General features: G+C 45.1%; 14 protein-coding genes. 3 read left to right on the top strand and 11 right to left on the bottom strand.

Going from position 1 to position 17,783, the window contains the following annotated elements:
* Positions 1–65 precede the first annotated feature (65 nt).
* Positions 66–1,505, bottom strand: coding sequence for an alpha-L-fucosidase (locus F3J22_RS06610; RefSeq protein ID WP_167015494.1), 1,440 nt, complete (start codon positions 1,503–1,505; stop codon positions 66–68).
* Between the two features lie 2 nt (positions 1,506–1,507).
* Positions 1,508–4,111 (bottom strand): glycoside hydrolase family 2 protein, encoded by a 2,604-nt coding sequence (locus F3J22_RS06605; RefSeq protein WP_167015492.1) that lies wholly within the window; start codon positions 4,109–4,111, stop codon positions 1,508–1,510.
* Between the two features lie 75 nt (positions 4,112–4,186).
* Between F3J22_RS06605 and F3J22_RS30805 the strand changes: the two genes are divergently transcribed.
* Complete coding sequence (locus F3J22_RS30805; RefSeq protein WP_370459405.1) at positions 4,187–4,357, top strand: DUF6728 family protein; 171 nt, start codon at positions 4,187–4,189, stop codon at positions 4,355–4,357.
* A 58-nt stretch (positions 4,358–4,415) separates the two neighbouring features.
* Here the strand turns inward: F3J22_RS30805 and lpxB are convergent, their stop codons facing one another.
* From lpxB to metG, 7 genes are all read right to left on the bottom strand, one after another.
* Positions 4,416–5,525 carry a lipid-A-disaccharide synthase gene (lpxB, locus tag F3J22_RS06600; RefSeq protein ID WP_167015490.1) on the bottom strand — a complete coding sequence of 370 codons (1,110 nt, stop codon included), beginning with the start codon at positions 5,523–5,525 and terminating at the stop codon, positions 4,416–4,418.
* An 18-nt stretch (positions 5,526–5,543) separates the two neighbouring features.
* Entirely contained in the window at positions 5,544–5,843 is a 300-nt protein-coding gene (locus tag F3J22_RS06595; protein ID WP_167015488.1) for a hypothetical protein, read from the bottom strand.
* Positions 5,844–5,888: 45 nt separating this feature from the next.
* Entirely contained in the window at positions 5,889–6,668 is a 780-nt protein-coding gene (surE, locus tag F3J22_RS06590) for a 5'/3'-nucleotidase SurE (RefSeq protein WP_167015486.1), read from the bottom strand.
* An 84-nt stretch (positions 6,669–6,752) separates the two neighbouring features.
* Positions 6,753–7,526, bottom strand: a complete 774-nt coding sequence (locus tag F3J22_RS06585) for an ABC transporter permease (protein WP_167015484.1) — start codon at positions 7,524–7,526, stop codon at positions 6,753–6,755.
* Positions 7,523–8,419, bottom strand: coding sequence for an ABC transporter ATP-binding protein (locus tag F3J22_RS06580; RefSeq protein ID WP_167015482.1), 897 nt, complete (start codon positions 8,417–8,419; stop codon positions 7,523–7,525). Before F3J22_RS06580 ends, F3J22_RS06585 begins: the two co-directional genes overlap by 4 nt.
* Before the next feature lie 8 nt (positions 8,420–8,427).
* A complete protein-coding gene (locus F3J22_RS06575; protein WP_167015480.1) occupies positions 8,428–10,827 on the bottom strand; it encodes a 3-hydroxyacyl-CoA dehydrogenase/enoyl-CoA hydratase family protein in 2,400 nt (799 codons plus the stop codon).
* A 275-nt stretch (positions 10,828–11,102) separates the two neighbouring features.
* Positions 11,103–13,229, bottom strand: a complete 2,127-nt coding sequence (metG, locus tag F3J22_RS06570; RefSeq protein ID WP_167015478.1) for a methionine--tRNA ligase — start codon at positions 13,227–13,229, stop codon at positions 11,103–11,105.
* Between the two features lie 132 nt (positions 13,230–13,361).
* Here metG and F3J22_RS06565 point away from each other — a divergent pair, with 132 nt between their 5' ends.
* Entirely contained in the window at positions 13,362–14,276 is a 915-nt protein-coding gene (locus tag F3J22_RS06565; protein ID WP_167015476.1) for an LD-carboxypeptidase, read from the top strand.
* Here F3J22_RS06565 and F3J22_RS06560 read toward each other — a convergent pair.
* Entirely contained in the window at positions 14,273–15,085 is an 813-nt protein-coding gene (locus F3J22_RS06560) for a ThiF family adenylyltransferase (protein ID WP_167015474.1), read from the bottom strand. The genes F3J22_RS06565 and F3J22_RS06560 overlap by 4 nt on opposite strands.
* Positions 15,086–15,097: 12 nt before the next feature.
* The gene (locus tag F3J22_RS06555) at positions 15,098–16,462 is read right to left on the bottom strand and encodes a sensor histidine kinase KdpD (RefSeq protein ID WP_167015472.1); all 1,365 of its coding nucleotides are present in this window, start codon (positions 16,460–16,462) and stop codon (positions 15,098–15,100) included.
* Between the two features lie 722 nt (positions 16,463–17,184).
* On the opposite strand from F3J22_RS06555, the gene F3J22_RS06550 reads away from it, so the two are divergent.
* Complete coding sequence (locus tag F3J22_RS06550) at positions 17,185–17,736, top strand: YqgE/AlgH family protein (RefSeq protein WP_167015470.1); 552 nt, start codon at positions 17,185–17,187, stop codon at positions 17,734–17,736.
* Positions 17,737–17,783 lie beyond the last annotated feature (47 nt).

Below are 17,783 nucleotides of genomic sequence, written 5' to 3'. Positions count from 1 at the left end.
AAAAGGCTGCGTCTACCAGGTAGACACAGCCTTTCTTACAATATTAACATCAATTCACATTACAATCACATCTTATCCACAGCTGATATCCGAACGGCTACAGCATGCTTCAAACCTTTATTCTGTACGGAAGCAGGTATGTTAATAACTGTTTTTCCGCCCTGGGTTTTCCACACCAGTGCACCAGCAGCACCAAGGATTTCCACACGCGCTTTCTTAGCAGGCGTTAAACCGGCGAAAGAAATAGTCGCAGGTACCTTTTCCCCTTCATCCAGCATATAGATCGCATACACTGCACCGTCCTTTTTACGGGTAAAGCAAACTTTACCGTCTTTATAAGGCGCCACAGCACGGGTACCATAAATCGCATCACCATTGATATGAATCCACTCGCCAATACCTTTCATCGTGGTATAAGCAGCATCATGGAGTTCACCATCAGGACCAGGACCCACATTCAGCAGGTAGTTACCACCTTTTGCAACGATATCTACCAGGTTGTGAATCAGAACGTTCACAGATTTATATTTATCATCCGGCACATAAGACCAGGAACCACCCATTGTCATGCAGGTTTCCCATGGATAATCCAGCGGCTTATCAGGGATCTGCTGCTCAGGCGTACGATAGTTTTCGAAAGGCCCATGCACACTGCGGTCCACTACGATCAGTCCAGGCTGGCGACTACGTGCCATACCTGCGATCTTAGCCATGTCGATATCCTGGTTCTGAGGGGCTGATTTGCTCCATGACAGGGATTCTTTGGTCTGCTGTTTCAGCGGACGCACCCAACCACCGTCTAACCAGAGGATATCCAGTTTACCATAACCTGTCATCAGTTCTTCGATCTGGTTATAGGTATACTGTTTGAACTTCTCCCATCTTTCAGGATATTTCTCTACGTCGTAGTTGACATTTCTGTCGCGGGGAGGGAAATAACTCCACCAGTAATATTCTGTATGCCAGTCGGGCTTTGAAAAGTAAGCACCGGCATGGATACCTTCCTTACGGAATGCATTAAAAACTTCTTTAGCGATATTGGCACGCGGATTTTTGCTGAAAGCTGCATCCGGCGCGGTAACACGATAGTCTGTTTGTTTGGTATCAAACATACAGTAACCATCATGGTGTTTGGTCGTAAATACTACGTATTTCATCCCTGCATCAGCAGCGGCTTTCGCCCAGTGTTCAGGATTGAAATGCACAGGATTGAAACTTTTACCCAGTGCTTCGTACTTTTTCAGGTAGTCATAGTAAGGAATACCGTAAGGTTTACGCTGGGTCCAGCCTTCATCTTCCGGGCACAGGCTCCAGGATTCCACTACTCCCCACTGAGAATAGGGGCCCCAGTGGATAATCATACCGAATTTCCAGTCTTGCCATTCATCCAGTTTCTGTACGACGGCCTTGTCGGTTTCGGGTACATAAGGAGGCTCTTGTTCCTGTGCCTGCGCAGCATTAACGCTCAGCAATGCAAAGCCGGCGGCCACTAAAAGTTTACGCATAGTTAATTTTTAAAAGAGTCTACCAAAGAGGTGACGTTTACCAATGGCTGAATAGTCTCAGGTTTGCGGTGAGTATTCAGCTTCACTACTTTTTCCTGCCCAGGAAGTAAATCGAAATAGTTATCCTGGAAGTGTTCATGGTCTGTTGTTCCGTTTAACGATAAGCGTATGTTTCTCGCGAGCTTATCTGACTTTATATACAAATTTATCTCTCCTTCGGCTCCGGCTTTACACAACACACTTATTGCCGGCACCGGGAGGTTCATATCTTTAGCAGGTGCAAAGTAAAAGATATTAGGACTCTTTACATTACCGTTTATTACCAATTGCGCATAGAATATTACCTCCTTGCGGTCTTTTCCTTTCAATACCTCTTCTACAGGTATTTCATTGACTAACAAACTTTTATCTTCCTGCAATTTGATTTTACCAGTTTTCTTCTCCCAGATGATATTTCCGGAGAAGTCCATGACCTTCATTTCCAGTACAGCATCCTGGGTTTTCACCGCATCAGTGATCAGGTAAGTTTTAAGTTGTTTGTTTTCTTCAACGGTAGACAGAATTACCGGCTCAAAAGCACGTTTAGCATAGTATTGCAGCGCTTTCCATCTGCCATAATAATCGCGCCCTGACCAGCTTGGGCCCGGCCATACATCGTTGAGCTGCCAGTATAAGGTACCCATGCAGTAAGGCATATTTCTGCGGTGTGCCTCAATGGCCATTTTCATGCCTTCTGCCTGTAAAACCTGGCTCAGGTACACAAAAGAAGGGAAATCTTTTGGCTGCTGATAATAGTGGTCCATGTAAATTTTAATGGCCGTATTGCCTTTGGCAGGGCTCTTCTGGTGCGACTGCATCACATTGGAGAAGATGTTGTAATCTTCTTTGGTAGCGAAGCTATCGATCGTTTCCAGGCCAGGGAAAGACTGAAAACCATATTCACTCATGAAACGTGGAATGCGCTCATTAAAGGCTTCGAACCATTCCATGCCATGCCATACGCCCCAGTAGTGGTTATCGCCTTTGGTGAAATCTTCTTTCGTACCCCAGTTGCTGATTGGAGAAGAAGCGAAATAAAATCTACCCGAATCATATTTATGTACAAGAGAAGGAAGGAGCTCTTTGAATAATTTATCATAATCCTGCTGAAGTTTTGCCCATTGCTCATTCGTATAGGCGTAGCCGTCTTTCCAGCCCCAGTTTTTAATAGCAACACCTACTTCATTATTGCCGCACCATAATGCAAGTGACGGGTGACTTTTCAATCGGTTGATATTGTAAATTGCTTCTGCTTTTACATTATCGAGGAAGTTTTTATCGCCAGGGTACAGGGTACATGCGAAGAGGAAATCCTGCCATACCAGCATACCGGTTTTATCTGCCAGCTCATAAAACAGGTCATCTTCATAAATACCACCGCCCCATACACGCACCATATTGAAGTTGCTTTCCTGCATGTCGCGGAATAGCTGCTGATATTTTTCAGGCGTTACACGTGGCAGGAAATTGTCTTGCGGAATATAGTTGGCGCCTTTCATAAAAGTGGCTCTGCCATTGACTTTCACGTAAAAACTTTCACCAGCGCTATCGGGTTGATTTACTACTTCTATGCTGCGTAAACCTACTTTTTTGCTATTGGCAGAAAGAACGGCTTTATCTTTTATCAGGCTTACCGCGGCGTCATACAAATTTTGTTCTCCCATGCCGTTTGGCCACCAGAGCTGCGGTGCATCAACGTCAAATGACAGTGCAGCATTAAAATCGCCCGCCTGCGATGTTACCGGAATATTGACACCATTCAGTAAACGTGTCTGAACAGCTGTTAAAATTTCTTTGTTTGCAAATTTAAATGATGGATTGAATGAATATTTTCCACTACGTGTAGCCGACACCGTTATATTCATATCCACATGCGCTTTCTTTCCTTGTAAGCTGGTTGTATACGTCACATCACGAATGATGGCATTACTCCATGCACGCAAGATTACCGGGCGCCAGATACCGCTGGTAACGAGCCTTGGGCCCCAGTCCCAGCCATAATGGTAGGGTGCTTTACGTGCATATACGCTGAGTGGAATATCTGATGCATCATTGCCCGCAGGATAAATCACATGATCACGCAGGAAGAAAGGCATATCATGTTTGATGGGGCTCATGAATTTTACCATCAGGGTATTTCCCCCTTGTTTCAAATATTTTTTTATGTCGATGATATAAGCGAGAAACATGTTATCTGTTTCTTTCACCAGCTGATCATTGACATATATAGCAGCATAAGTATCCAGCCCTTTGAATTCAATTTCCACCACATCCTGCTGTAGCATTTCAGTGGTTACATTGACTTTCGTGCGGTATTCCCAGTCTTTTTTATCTACCCATTGTACATTTTTTTCATTGGTGCCTTTAAATGGATCGGGGATGAGGTGCTGCGCCAGGAGGTCGGTGTGTACCGTACCTGGAACAGTGGCGGGGCGCCATATTTTTTCATCACCACGGGCAAATTCCCAGTCTTTGCTGAGTTGAATTTCCTGCGAGTAAATCGATTTAGTAAAACCCGTTAAAAAAAAGACCACTGTAAAGAAGCGACCTATCTTGCTAATGTTCATGGAATAGAATTTCGGTAGCTTCAAAAATAACAATCTCAGGGGAATAAGGAATAATAGTTTTACGATCTTTGGGGCATGAAAAGTATCTGGAAACAAATTTTACGTTACTTCTATATAGGAAAAAAGGACCCTAACGCGCCTAAAACCCGCTATGTGGCGATGATGCACGGCATGAACCGGATCAGTATCATCCTGTTTTTCATAGCGATTATTATAGTGATATATCGTTTAATCAGAAGACATTAAACAAGAAGGGATTTGCCGGTGGCAAATCCCTTCTTTATTTTGATTGCATTATTTGTAGTTAGCGGGGCTCCTGTGCATATTCACAGATCACAGTAGCGGCGCGGCGGGAAGCGTCTTTTTCGCCCAGTTTATGCCACAAGGCGGCATAATCGGCTGCCAGCTCACGACGGCGGCTATCATCTTTCAGTAAGGCAGTCAGCTCCTGAAGCAGGTTGGCCTCTGTCAGATCATTCTGAATCAGCTCCTTTACCACCAGCTTATCCATCACCAGGTTTACCAGTGAGATATATTTTACTTTAATAAGATTTTTAGCGAGAATATAGGATACCGGATTTCCTTTATAGCAAACGATTTCAGGCACACCAAACAACGCTGTTTCGAGGGTGGCGGTACCGGAAGTTACCAGTGCTGCCGTTGCCTGACGCAGTAAAGAATAGGTTTTGCCTTTTACCATGGATACGTTAGGATGCTGTCCGATGAGGCTTTCCAGGAAGTGATCATCCAGACTGGGGGCCTGGGCTACTACGAACTGGTATTCCGGGAAATGTTTGGCCATGGTAAGCATGATGGGCAGCTTAACGCTTACTTCCTGCTTACGGCTACCTGGCAGCACTGCAATGATGGGTTTATCAGACAGTGGCGCTTCGGCAGGTTTGGCTTTTTCGGCCTTAATAACCTCTACCAGCGGATGACCCACATATTCTACCTCATAATTCCATTTATGGTAAAATTCCTGCTCAAAAGGCAGGATACACAGCATTTTATCTACTGTACGCCTGATCTTCTTCACCCGGTTTTCTTTCCATGCCCATACCTGCGGAGAGATATAGTAAACGACCTTATAGCCTTCTGTTTTGGCCCATTCGGCAATACGCATGTTAAATCCGGGATAGTCGACAAGAATCAGCACATCGGGCTTAAAAGCCGCGATATCCTTTTTGCAGGCGTCCATATTGCGGAGAATGGTACGAAGATTCATCACCACTTCCACAAAGCCCATAAAAGCCAGCTCTTTATAATGCTTGACTACATTAACGCCGGCAGCCTCCATCAGATCACCACCCCAGCCACGAATATCAGCAGCCTGGTCCTGCAATTTCAATTGTTTGATCAGGTTACTGCCGTGCAAATCTCCTGAAGCCTCTCCCGCGATGATATAATATTTCAAACCTGTTTCAATTAAAAATTATCTGATCAGTTTCATCAGCAGTATACCAATGGCATACAGCATGGTCACCAGAAATATCCCTTTGGCGGTGATATCTCTTCTTTCTTTTGTGTAAAGGTAAAACACCAGCCCGTTCAATAAAAGGCAGATGCTGACTAATTTCGGAATCAACTGGCGGTTATCGCGCAGTTGTCCAAGGAAGTTCCACAGGTCGATGTTTTTAGGCATCACCGCTACCAGGTAATACACGAAAAATGCGAGGATCGGCGTAACGAGCCCCAGCAATATTCCTAATGGCAGATTGTCTTTCTTAAGCATATTCTAGTTATAATGGCGATAAAATGAATTCCTGACAGAAGATGGTTAGAGATCTTTCCACTCTTCTTCCAGTTTTTCTTTCATCTTATAATTGGTCAGATCAAACTGAACAGGCACCAGTGAAGCGTAATTATTTTCCAACGCCCAGACATCCGTATCTTCTCCTGTATCACGGTTCTTGAACTCTCCTGTCAGCCAGTAATATTTTTTTCCATGCGGATCTCTTCTTTCATCGAATTCCTCTACCCATTTGGCATCAGCCTGACGGCAAATACGGATTCCCTTGAAATCTTTTTCTTCCACAATGGGAATATTCACATTAAATAAAGTTCCCGGAGGCAATGGCTTCGCCAGCATACGCGAAACTACTTCTGCCGCTACCTTTGCCGGTAAAGAAAAATCTGCTTCATAATCGTATTCCAGGAAAGAAAATCCCGCGGAAGGAATGCCTTCAATAGCGGCTTCCATGGCGGCAGACATTGTACCTGAATAAATTACGTTGATGGAATGGTTTGCGCCATGGTTAATACCACTCACGCATATATCCGGCTTACGGCCACCCAGGATCTTATCACGGGCCAGCTTCACGCAATCTACCGGTGTACCTGAACATTGCCAGGCTTCCACGCCATCAAAAACGCCTACCTGATTCAGACGCAGCGGTACACCAATCGTAATGGCGTGCCCCATACCCGATTGCGGGCTATCCGGTGCCACTACCACCACTTTCCCAAAAGGACGTACTGCCTCTACCAGCGCACGGATGCCTGGGGCAGTAATGCCATCGTCGTTAGTTACCAGTATTAATTTTTCCTGTTCTGCCATGGTTCCTCGTTTTTCTTTACACAACAAATTTAAGCGCTATCTTAAACATTTCGCTTTAAAAGAATGTGAAATATAAAGATATCACTATAGATCGGATTTCATTATCTTTCTGAATACCAGCCAGATGCCCAAAAAGATATAAGCGATCATCACCACCACATATACTGAAGAATTATACTGATCTGACTGTATCAGTTTTCCTGTCAGCGGGAAAGGTATTAATTCATCGCCGGTTTGCAGCGGCAGGAGTCCGCCTACTAACCCTACATATTTCTTTAAAATACTAACGATAATCTGCTCCAGCATCATCGTATAGGCCATAAAAACCACGATAGAAATGCCGGCCCTGCGAAAGAATACCGCTATCAGCAGGGCGATGGTTAATAACACCAGCATCTGCAGAAAATAAATTACTACATACTGATAACCCTCAAAACTAATGCTGGTAGTACCATACTTAAGTCCTACAAATATTGCGCTGATAGTGGCTACCAGCAGCGACAAGCCTGCCAGCTTCAATAACCAGAAGAGTTTTGAGTAAACGAATTCTTTTCTGTCCCAGCCATCGATAATATTCTGTCGGTTGGTACGGAAGGTGAATTCATTGGTAACAAGTATGATCAGTAAAAGTCCGTACAGCGAAGATACATAGCTGCAAATACTTGCGGTGGTAAGCCATACGTCGGGAAAGGAGAATGGATCCCCTACCAGGTTCTTGGCGGCCTTCAGATTAGTGGTGAAGAAGTCGGCCATCAGCAGGTTGCCGGCCAGTGGCACGATAGCCGCCAGTACAACCATTATCCAAAAGGTACGATAGCTCTTTACTTTCAGCCATTCGGTTAAAATAATATTTTTCATTGGGCAGAGGTATGGGTCAGTTCAAGGAATGCAGTTTCGAGGCTTTTTCTGCGTAATTGCAGCTGTTGCAGCCATATGCCTTGTCCGGCACACCAGCTGTTGATAGCAGCAGGGTCCGGGGCAACAGCGAAAGTGGCTACCACCTTATTTCCTGTAACCGTTGCTCCTGTGCAATCCGGGTATTGCAGCAACAATGCAGCCAATGCCTGATTATCTGCCGCTGCCAGCTCAATGAAATCGTTGCGCTGCAAGACCTCGTTCACAGGTCCGGAGAGCAGGAGTTGCCCTTTCTGCAGAATAGCCACATGGGTACATACTTTTTCCACTTCATCGAGCAGGTGACTCGCCAGCAGTATCGTTTTCCCACTGTCGGCCAGCTGTTGTACCAGTACTCTTACTTCTGCGATACCGGCAGGATCCAGGCCATTGGTAGGCTCATCCAGGATGAGTACATCCGGATCCCCCAGCAGCACGCTTGCAATGGCCAGGCGCTGTTTCATACCGAGGGAATAGGTCTTGAAGGCGGTGTCTTTTCTTTCATAGAGGCCGCAGATTTTCAGCACCCTGGCAATATCATCTTTGCCCCGCTGCTTGATGCTGGCAGCGATTTCCAGGTTTTTCCATGCGCTGAGATAATGGTAGAAATTAGGGGTTTCCAACAGGGTTCCTATTTTGCGCCTTGCTGCGCCGGAGGCGGGTCCTCCGAATAGCTGGAAGTTACCGCTGTCTGCTTTCAGTACGTCGGTGACAATGCCGAGCAGGGTGGTTTTCCCGCTGCCGTTGGGGCCTAAAACACCAAAGACGCTGCCAGCCGGTACCTCGAAGGATACGCCTGACAGCGCCTGTACGACACCATACCGTTTGGAGATGCCTTGTAAGGTTAATATTGACATAGTATTGATTAGTTCCTAACCGGTTTCCCTGTTTTGATTACGCTCTGTAATCTTTCCAGGGTTTTGCGTTCTCCGCACAGACTCAGGAATGCTTCGCGTTCCAGGTCCAGGAGATACTGTTCACTTACGAGCGTAGGCTCTGTCAGGTCGCCACCACACATTACATACGCCAGTTTCTGGGCTACCTTTTCATCATGCTCAGAGATATATTTACCAAACTTCATAGCATAGATACCAGCCAGCAAAGCGCCCAGTGCACTACGTCCCATCACTTTGACATCTGTTCTTTCAACAGGCCTTGTATATCCTTCATCTGCCATTTCAATTACGCTGCGCTTGGCATCCGCGATGAGACGGCCAGGGTTCATCACCACTTCATCATGGCCTTTTTTCATCACGCCCATATCATATGCTTCAAAGCCTGATGTAGCCACTTTAGCAGTAGCCACGGTCATGAAGTAGTCTTTTAATGGCTCTTCTTCGATGCGGCCTTCCTTGAATTCATTGCTGGCGCGCAGTGCCATTTCTTTGGTACCGCCACCACCAGGGATCAGGCCTACACCTAACTCTACCAGCCCGATATATGTTTCGGCAGCAGCCACCACTTTATCCGCATGTAGTGCCATTTCGCAACCACCACCTAAAGTAAGGGCATGCGGTGCTACTACTACCGGAACGCCGGAATAACGCAGGCGCATGGTAGAACGCTGGAACAGGCGCACCGCCATGTCCAGTTCGTCGTACTCCTGTTCAGCTGCCAGCATGAAGATCATACCCACATTGGCACCTGCAGAGAAGTTAGCGCCATCGTTGGCAACAACCAGTCCGCGGAAATCCTTTTCCGCGCGGTCTACCGCCTTATTCAGTCCTTCCAGCACTTCTCCGCCGATGGTATTCATTTTTGTCTGCCAGTCGAAGCACACAACACCATCGCCGAGGTCAATCAGTCTGCTGGCGTTATTTTTCCAGAGGACATTACCGGAATAATTTTCCAGGATAATGAAAGCGCCTTCACCAGGAAGGGTTTTATACGCCTGGGTAGTAATATCATAATAGAATTTCTTGCCGTTATCTACTTTATAGAATGACTTGATACCTTTTGCCAGCATGTCTTTCACCCACTGCGCAACGGTCAGTCCTTTTTCTTCGATGGCTTTTACGGAAGCTTCTACTCCCAGCAGGTCCCAGCTTTCGAAAGGTCCTATTTCCCATCCGAAACCGGCTTTCATGGCATCATCTACTTTGTAGAGATCATCTGCAATTTCCGGTATACGGTGAGATACATAAGAGAAGAGATAAGCATGGAATTGCTGATAGAACTGACCTGCCTTATCAGAAGAATGTGCCAGCATTTTAATACGCTGTTTCAGGTCTTCAACCGGCTTTGCCGCATCTATGCTGGAAAATCTTGCTTTCTGTTTAGGACCATATTCCATGGTCTGCAGGTTGAGGGTAAGGATTTCCTTACCGCCAGGGCCGGTGGTTTTCTTGTAGAAACCCTGTCCTGTCTTGTCTCCCAGCCAGTTGTTATCTACTACTTTCTGGAGGAATTCAGGAATTTTGAAGATGCTGATGGCTTCATCATCCGGGCAGTTTTCCAGTACTCCTTTTGCTACTTTAACGAGGGTATCGATACCTACTACGTCAGCGGTGCGGAAGGTAGCTGATTTTGGCCGGCCGATGATCGGGCCTGTCAGTGCATCAATTTCATCAATTCCGAGGCCCATTTCCTGCATGATGTGGAAAATGGCCATGATAGAATAAACACCTACGCGGTTAGCGATAAAGGCGGGCGTATCTTTACAGAGTACAGTAGTTTTTCCCAGGTACAGATCTCCGTAATGCATCAGGAAATCTATTACAGCAGGGTCGGTATGTGGAGTAGGAATTATTTCCAGGAGGCGCAGATAACGCGGCGGGTTGAAAAAGTGGGTGCCACAGAAATTTTTCCGGAAGTCTTCACTGCGGCCTTCCGCCATCAGGTGAATTGGAATACCGGAGGTATTGGAGGTAATCAGTGTTCCGGGTTTACGGAATTGCTCTACCTGTTCAAAAACGATTTTTTTAACAGCGAGATTTTCAACTACTACTTCAATGATCCAGTCGCAATCCGCGATCTTCTTCATATCATCCGTAAAGTTGCCCGTTTTGATCCGCTTAATGACATCTTTCGTAAAAACTGGTGAGGGATTCGATTTAACAGCTGCCTGAAGGGCGTCATTCACAATCCGGTTTTTTACAGCAGGACTCTCCAAAGTAAGGTTTTTCTTCTTCTCCGCATCATTCAGTTCTTTAGGTGCTATATCCAGCAGCAGTACCTGAACGCCAATACCTGCGAAATGACAGGCAATCCTTGATCCCATAACCCCTGAGCCCAGTACGGCTACTTTATTGATGTGTCTTTGCATATTAAGGCCAGCTTTAATCTGTTAGTGAATACAAACTAAGTTTTAGATTCCTGAATTTAGGATTTTTTGAGGTAGAAACATGAGCGGGAATGTTAAAAAATTCGATTAGCGGGTATGTTTCCACCCCAGTTTTCTCCCCGCCTTCGGCGGGGAGAAAACTGGGGTGTTGGTCGCCCGCGGCTGCGGGCGACCAACACCCCAGAAAAGACCTGTAAATGAGAAAGCCCGATCTCAACTTACTGAGATCGGGCTTTTCGTATTCAAAGTTTTAAAAATCAAGCTACACCGGAACCTGGCGCTACATTTTCGTTAGGATTAACGAACACCAGTTTACCGTTATCTTCCGCCATCAGGATCATACCCTGACTTTCAATACCGCGCATTTTACGAGGCGCCAGGTTAGTCACTAACGTAACCTGTTTACCTACAATGTCTTCCGGTTTGAAGTGCATTGCGATACCTGAAACAACCGTACGTTGTTCTGAACCAATATCTACCAGTAATTTCAGCAGTTTATCTGCTTTTTCTACTTTTTCCGCTTTGATAATGGTGCCTACACGGAGGTCCAGTTTTGCAAAATCATCATACTGGATTTCAGGTTTGATTGGTGCTATTGCTTTAGGTGCTGCGGCTTCTGCTGCGGCGGCTGCGGCTGCCTGTTCAGCCTTAATGGCTGCCAGTCTGTCCAATTGCGGTTTAATCACAGATTCGTCCATTTTCTTGAACAGCATTTCTGGATCACGTAAGGAATAACCAACACTCACCAGTTTTTCAGAACCAGCATTTTCCCACTCCAGCATACGATCTACCACTTTCAGCATATGAAGGATTTTCTTCGCAGTGAATGGCAGGAAAGGATTCATCAGAATTGCCAGGTTAGCTGTCATTTGTAAACAGATATGCAGACAGATATCAATTCTTTTCTGGAGCATTTCCAGGTCATCTGCTGTATACTTTTCATGAGCCTCACCTTTCTTGATAGTTTCAATAGCTTTAGCCAATAACCATGGCGCATTATCCTGCATGTACTTATTACCAAGCTTGGACAATGCCATTACTTCAAACAGTCCTTCTCTGAACTTATATTGCTCTATCGCATTTTCAACTTTCTCCTTTGCATTTTTGAATTCTACGAACATCTGACGATCCTCATCATTCAGAAGATCCTGATGCAATTGAGGTACTTTACCACCACACAGCTTGTGCATTAATACCATAGTACGATGCACAAAGTTGCTCAGGTTATCAGACAGCTCACTATTATTCCTGGTAAGGAAATCTTTCCAGGTGAAGTCGTTGTCCTTGGTTTCAGGCGCAGTAGCAGTGAGTACATAACGCAGAATATCCTGTTGACCAGGGAAATCAGCGATAAAATCATTTACCCATACCGCCCAGTTTCTGGAAGTAGAGATTTTTTCTCCTTCCAGGTTCAGGAACTCATTGGCAGGGACGTTGTCCGGCAACACAAATCCACCGTGTGCTTTCAGCATCGCAGGGAAAATAATGCAGTGGAAAACGATGTTATCTTTACCAATAAAGTGTACCAGTTTGGTATCTTCCTTACACCAGTAATCCGCCCAGTTTTCAGTCAGTTCTTTGGTGGCAGAAATATAACCGATTGGCGCGTCGAACCATACGTACAATACCTTTCCTTCCGCATCTGGTAAAGGCACTTTAATACCCCAGTTGCTGTCGCGGGTCATGGCACGTGATTGCAGGCCACTTGATAACCAGCTTTTACACTGACCATATACGTTATTTTTCCACTCTTTATGACCTTCGATGAGCCACTCATTCAGCCATGGTTCGTAGTTCTGTAAAGGCATGTACCAGTGTTTGGTTTTTTTCTTTACAGGCACAGCGTCGCTCAATGCAGAATGTGGGTTGATCAGTTCATCAGGACTGAGGCTATTACCACATTTCTCACACTGGTCGCCATAGGCTTTATCGTTACCGCAATGAGGGCAGGTACCGATGATATATCTGTCGGCCAGGAACATGTTGGCCTTAGGATCGTAAAACTGTTCAGATTCTTTTTCTTCAAACAGTCCGTCGTTGTACATTTTCAGGAAGTAGTCGGACGCTGTTTTATGATGAACCTGGTTACTGGTGCGGGAAAAGATATCGAAAGAGATACCCATAGCGGCAAAGCTGTCACCAATAATTTTATGGTATTTATCTACCACATCCTGTGGTGTAACGCCTTCCTTCATGGCTTTGATGGTGATAGGAACACCATGTTCATCTGTACCACAAACGAATTTTACATCAGCTTTTTTAGCGCGGAGATATCGCACGTAAATATCTGCAGGAATATAGCAACCAGCCAGATGACCTATATGAACAGGACCATTGGCATACGGTAACGCCGCAGTTATTAAATATCTATTAAATTTTCCCATACTATCTTAAAGAATGCTTAAATAAAATTTAAATATCAGACTGTTTTTGGAATAGCCGATAACATTACTCAACTTAGACCAAGCGTACCGCCATATAACGGGACGAATCTTGCAAAGGTAAACAAAACTACAATGGTAAAAATTCCGCCATATCTGAAAAAGGGCGATTTAATCGGTGTAACCTGCTCCAGCAGCCAAATGGACCAGGCGGCGGCTGAATTTGCGGCTGATGTAATGCGTTCCTGGGGGTATCGTGTACACCTGGGAATCACAGTAGGTACCAGTTTCCACAATTTTTCCGCACCTGACGAACTTCGCCTTGAAGAATTGCAGGACATGCTGGACGACCCTGAAATCAAAGCAATTGTTTTTGGACGTGGCGGCTACGGTATGGTGTGTATCCTCGATAAACTCGATTTTACCAAATTCCGTAAACACCCCAAATGGCTCTGCGGATACAGCGATGTAACTACCCTCCATGCACATATACAGCAGCGTTTTGGTATCCCTACCGTTCACTCCATGATGTGTAGTGGCATTACCACACAAACAGCTGATAATGAATACGTTCACAGCCTGGAGCAAATTCTGAAAGGCAAGAAATACAGCTATTCTACCACTGCCCATGAACTGAACCGCGAAGGCAGTGCAGACGGCATACTCGTTGGAGGTAATCTCTCCCTGCTCGCCAATGCCTCCGGCACCAAATCTCAGATAAACACAAAAGGCAAAATACTGCTACTGGAAGATATCGGGGAATACCGGTACAATGTAGACCGCATGATGTACAACCTGAAACGCGCAGGCTGGCTGGATAAACTGGCCGGACTCGTAGTTGGCGGCTTTACCGATGGCAGAGAAACCACTACGCCATTCGGCCAGTCTGAATATGAGATCATTCACAACATGGTACAGGAATTTGATTACCCTGTCTGTTTCAACTTCCCTATCGGTCATCAGGCGGAAAATTATGCCGTACGCCTGGGCATGAAACACCACCTTAAAGTGGGTGAAGCGAAAAGCATCTTAAAGCTGAAAGAAGATTAATCCTCCACATCCGGTTGTATCTCCAGTCCGTAGTCATCTGCGGACAGGATACCATTTGTTCTTACTGTTTCTATCAGTTCCCTGTTGGCAGTAAGCTCATGTACTTTTGTAGTATTGTGGAGATAGTCCATACCATAGATTTTATTGGTAAGTCCCATCGGTACTTCTATCAGGTATTTGATGATATCGGTGACCATATGCATGCCGGTGGTACCGTGGGTAACACCTAAGGCGCCTGCATCATAGTTGCGGTAATCGTCTGTAATGTCCATTGCACAACGGAAAGAGGCCGATACGCTACCATCTAACATCGGCATATTGAAACCGCCATACCAGGCCAGCCAGTTATGCACTTCTCCCACTACAAATGGTTTGTTGAAGGCGATACAGGCATCATTTATCAGCAGATGAGAAGGTAAATGCTGTGTACAGTCTACAATCAGATCAAAGCCATCCAGCAGGAAACCCATTGCTTCCGGCTTTGCCTGCATCAGCAGCGGGAAAGGCCTTGCATATGGATTAAAGCCATACATACGGCTGGCGGCCATTTTAGCTTTATGTTTCTTCACGTCCTGCATATGGTAGATAGGCTGACGGTGCATATCTTCCGTATTAATGGTACCATAATCCGCGATACCGATAATGCCTACGCCACTGGCGCCCAGATACTGAATAATCGGACTTCCGAGCCCGCCGGCGCCAATCACCAGCACCCTGGACATTTTCAGTTTTTCCTGCATTGATAAGCCGAAGCCAGGTACAGCTATCGGCGTTTTAAAGTGTTGTGTTTCCTTTTCAGTCAGAATCATGCGCTATTCCTTTTATTCCTGTGGAAACTCGAGGGTAAACTTACTTCCTTTACCAACCACGCTTTCCACTTTGATTTTACCGTGATGAGCATCTACAATCGCTTTAACATAGCTCAGTCCAAGGCCGAAACCTTTTACATTATGGACGTTGCCGGTATGTGCGCGGTAGAATTTTTCAAAGATACGTGAAATAGTATCGCGGCTCATACCAATACCGTTGTCGCTGATCACGATAAACAGGCTTTTGCGCGTGTTGTATGTCTGGATACTTACTTCCAGATTGTCTTTGGAATATTTAATCGCATTATCCAGCAGGTTGAAGACCACATTGGAGAAATGCACATCATCAGCCATTATGACAGGATTGATGGCATCCAATTGCAGGTCTACGACACCATTTTTGCCGGCCAGCTGTAACTGGAGATTGTCCACCGTATTCTGGATAACCGCATGAACATCCATGGCCTGGAGTTTCAGGCCTATTTCGTCTTTTTCCAGGAGGGCCGATTGTAAAATGGATTCTACCTGTTTATTCATACGCTTATTTTCTTCCTTGATGATACCGGAGAAATAGCGGATTTTTTCCCTGTTATCCAACACTTTTTCGTTACCGATGGCATCAATGGCCAGGGAGATAGTAGCGAGCGGCGTTTTCAGTTCATGGGTCATGTTGTTGATGAAGTCGGATTTGATTTCCGACAGCTTCTTCTGGTTCAACATGGTACGTATGGTGAGGGCAAAGGCTGCGATGATAATGAGCGTAAAGCAAACGCCACCGATGATCATCATGGTCAGTTGTTTTACGATTTCATCCTGTGTCGGTAAGATGAGAAACAGCTGTTCAGGCGTGGCGGTGGTTTGCGCATCCAGCGGCCCGATCACCATTTTATAATCTTTTATTTTATTCAGTGAATCCTGGTTAATGAGATTGAATTGCTTCTGGAAATCGCGGGTTTGAATACGCCACATTGACACAAATCCCGACATAGGTGCCGGTCCGGAGATCGCAAATTCGAAATGGGCCGTATCCAGGTGATGCTGGCGTAAGCTGTTTACAATGACCTTCTGGATATCCTGTGGCGAGAAAAGATCTGCAACGCCCTGATATACAGGCCGGCGCATATCAAATGTCAATCCGTTAAGGGGATCCTGGCTACTATTGGGACTGTTATTGAATTTCAGTTGTATACTGCTGCTTCTGTGAGAAACAAAATATTCTCTGACATCACTTACTACGTTGATGGCTCGTTGGTCGAGCTGGGTATTTTTAATGACGATGGCATTTTTTATCCAGTTTACCTGGATATAAATAATTCCAAAGAGAGAAATGGTAATCAGAGCAACTATGACAGGAAAAATGCGCTTCAACGGTATCATGCAAAAATTGAGTAAGGCCTAAATTTAAATAAATCAATGGCTTTGAGCAGCATAATTTTGTTAAAATAGATGCTTGCTATAGCAACAATGATACAAAATTAGGTTGTTAGGATAGCTTGCAGCTACTGCAGTAGCAATTCAATATTACTTTAACGTAATTTTAACGGCGAAATGCTGATTTTTTTATTTCATCTTTCCTTACCTTTGCTTCATCAAACTGGTACTAAATTTGCTTAGTTAAGTTTGACAAAAGCACAAGAATTTAAACTTTCTACATACATCGACGTGGATTCGTTCCATAAGCGATTTAGATTTTGGTTGATAAAATGGTAAGGAGGTTGTCTAGCCTCCTTTTTTTATTTTCTTACTTTTTTGACTGGCGCCTGTGGCGCTATTTTTTTGCCCATCTATTTTTTTGGAAGATGCTTGTGGAGACTGCGTTATGCTGTTTTCCCCTGTATCATATTTTTGCATTGGAGAGATGATCTGCAAGTAGATGCCCTTGTGTTATCTGCTCAAAACATATTTTTCCCTTGAGAAGATGCCGAAGGCATCTTCTCAAGGGAGTTTGAGCCCACCTCAGGTGGAGCTCAAACTCCCAAAAATTCGTTTTTTACGCATAAAAACCTGGAAAACGGTCGATTTCACCCAGAAAAACCGCAGTATTCCGGGAAGGAAAAATCACTTAAATTTATACAAGCGAAAGATAAAAATGATTGCTTATGGATACGTTGTCGCCTGGAGCTTTATTGATTGCAGATCCCTTTCTGAAGGACCCCAACTTTGCCCGTACAGTGATATTACTCTGTGAACATCAGGATAAAGGGAGTTTCGGTTTCGTTATAAATAAGTTGTTTGACCAGCATCTGGACGAACTGATACCGGAGGTATTGGTTACCGGCATACCTGTGTATACCGGTGGGCCGGTGCAGATGGATACGATACATTTCATACATCAGCAGCCGGACATTATCAATGGAGGTATGATGATAGCGCCGGGAATATACTGGGGCGGGCATTTTGATAATGTGGTAGAGAGCCTGAACCAGGGAAAAATCAATCTCGATAAGATTAAATTCTTCATAGGATATTCCGGATGGAGCAGCGGCCAGCTGGAAGAGGAAATGCGGGAGAAGTCGTGGATTACCTCTATGGCTACGCCTGACCTGGTGTTTGATAAGGGCGAGCAGCATATCTGGCAGCAGGCTTTGAAAAATATGGGCAGTAATTTTGCCATTATGGCCAATTATCCGATAGACCCTTCTCTTAACTGATCCTTGTTACCCATTGATTTACCCTGACTAATATCTGTATACTACAG

It is taken from the genome of Chitinophaga sp. Cy-1792, from assembly GCF_011752935.1.
GTDB lineage: Bacteria > Bacteroidota > Bacteroidia > Chitinophagales > Chitinophagaceae > Chitinophaga.
Note: the sequence above shows the minus strand (reverse complement) of the source record. Positions and strands in the feature narration are given on the sequence as shown.

Excerpts from the sequence above, each read along its gene's own strand:
- F3J22_RS06595 (WP_167015488.1), bottom strand. The coding sequence starts at position 5,843 with ATGCTTAAGAAAGACAATCTGCCATTAGGAATATTGCTGGGGCTCGTT.
- F3J22_RS06555 (WP_167015472.1), bottom strand. The coding sequence starts at position 16,462 with ATGATACCGTTGAAGCGCATTTTTCCTGTCATAGTTGCTCTGATTACC.
- F3J22_RS06550 (WP_167015470.1), top strand. The coding sequence starts at position 17,185 with ATGGATACGTTGTCGCCTGGAGCTTTATTGATTGCAGATCCCTTTCTG.
- metG (WP_167015478.1), bottom strand. The coding sequence starts at position 13,229 with ATGGGAAAATTTAATAGATATTTAATAACTGCGGCGTTACCGTATGCC.
- F3J22_RS06580 (WP_167015482.1), bottom strand. The coding sequence starts at position 8,419 with ATGTCAATATTAACCTTACAAGGCATCTCCAAACGGTATGGTGTCGTA.
- F3J22_RS06565 (WP_167015476.1), top strand. The coding sequence starts at position 13,362 with ATGGTAAAAATTCCGCCATATCTGAAAAAGGGCGATTTAATCGGTGTA.
- F3J22_RS06575 (WP_167015480.1), bottom strand. The coding sequence starts at position 10,827 with ATGCAAAGACACATCAATAAAGTAGCCGTACTGGGCTCAGGGGTTATG.
- F3J22_RS06560 (WP_167015474.1), bottom strand. The coding sequence starts at position 15,085 with ATGATTCTGACTGAAAAGGAAACACAACACTTTAAAACGCCGATAGCT.
- surE (WP_167015486.1), bottom strand. The coding sequence starts at position 6,668 with ATGGCAGAACAGGAAAAATTAATACTGGTAACTAACGACGATGGCATT.
- F3J22_RS06585 (WP_167015484.1), bottom strand. The coding sequence starts at position 7,526 with ATGAAAAATATTATTTTAACCGAATGGCTGAAAGTAAAGAGCTATCGT.
- F3J22_RS06605 (WP_167015492.1), bottom strand. The coding sequence starts at position 4,111 with ATGAACATTAGCAAGATAGGTCGCTTCTTTACAGTGGTCTTTTTTTTA.
- F3J22_RS06610 (WP_167015494.1), bottom strand. The coding sequence starts at position 1,505 with ATGCGTAAACTTTTAGTGGCCGCCGGCTTTGCATTGCTGAGCGTTAAT.
- F3J22_RS30805 (WP_370459405.1), top strand. The coding sequence starts at position 4,187 with ATGAAAAGTATCTGGAAACAAATTTTACGTTACTTCTATATAGGAAAA.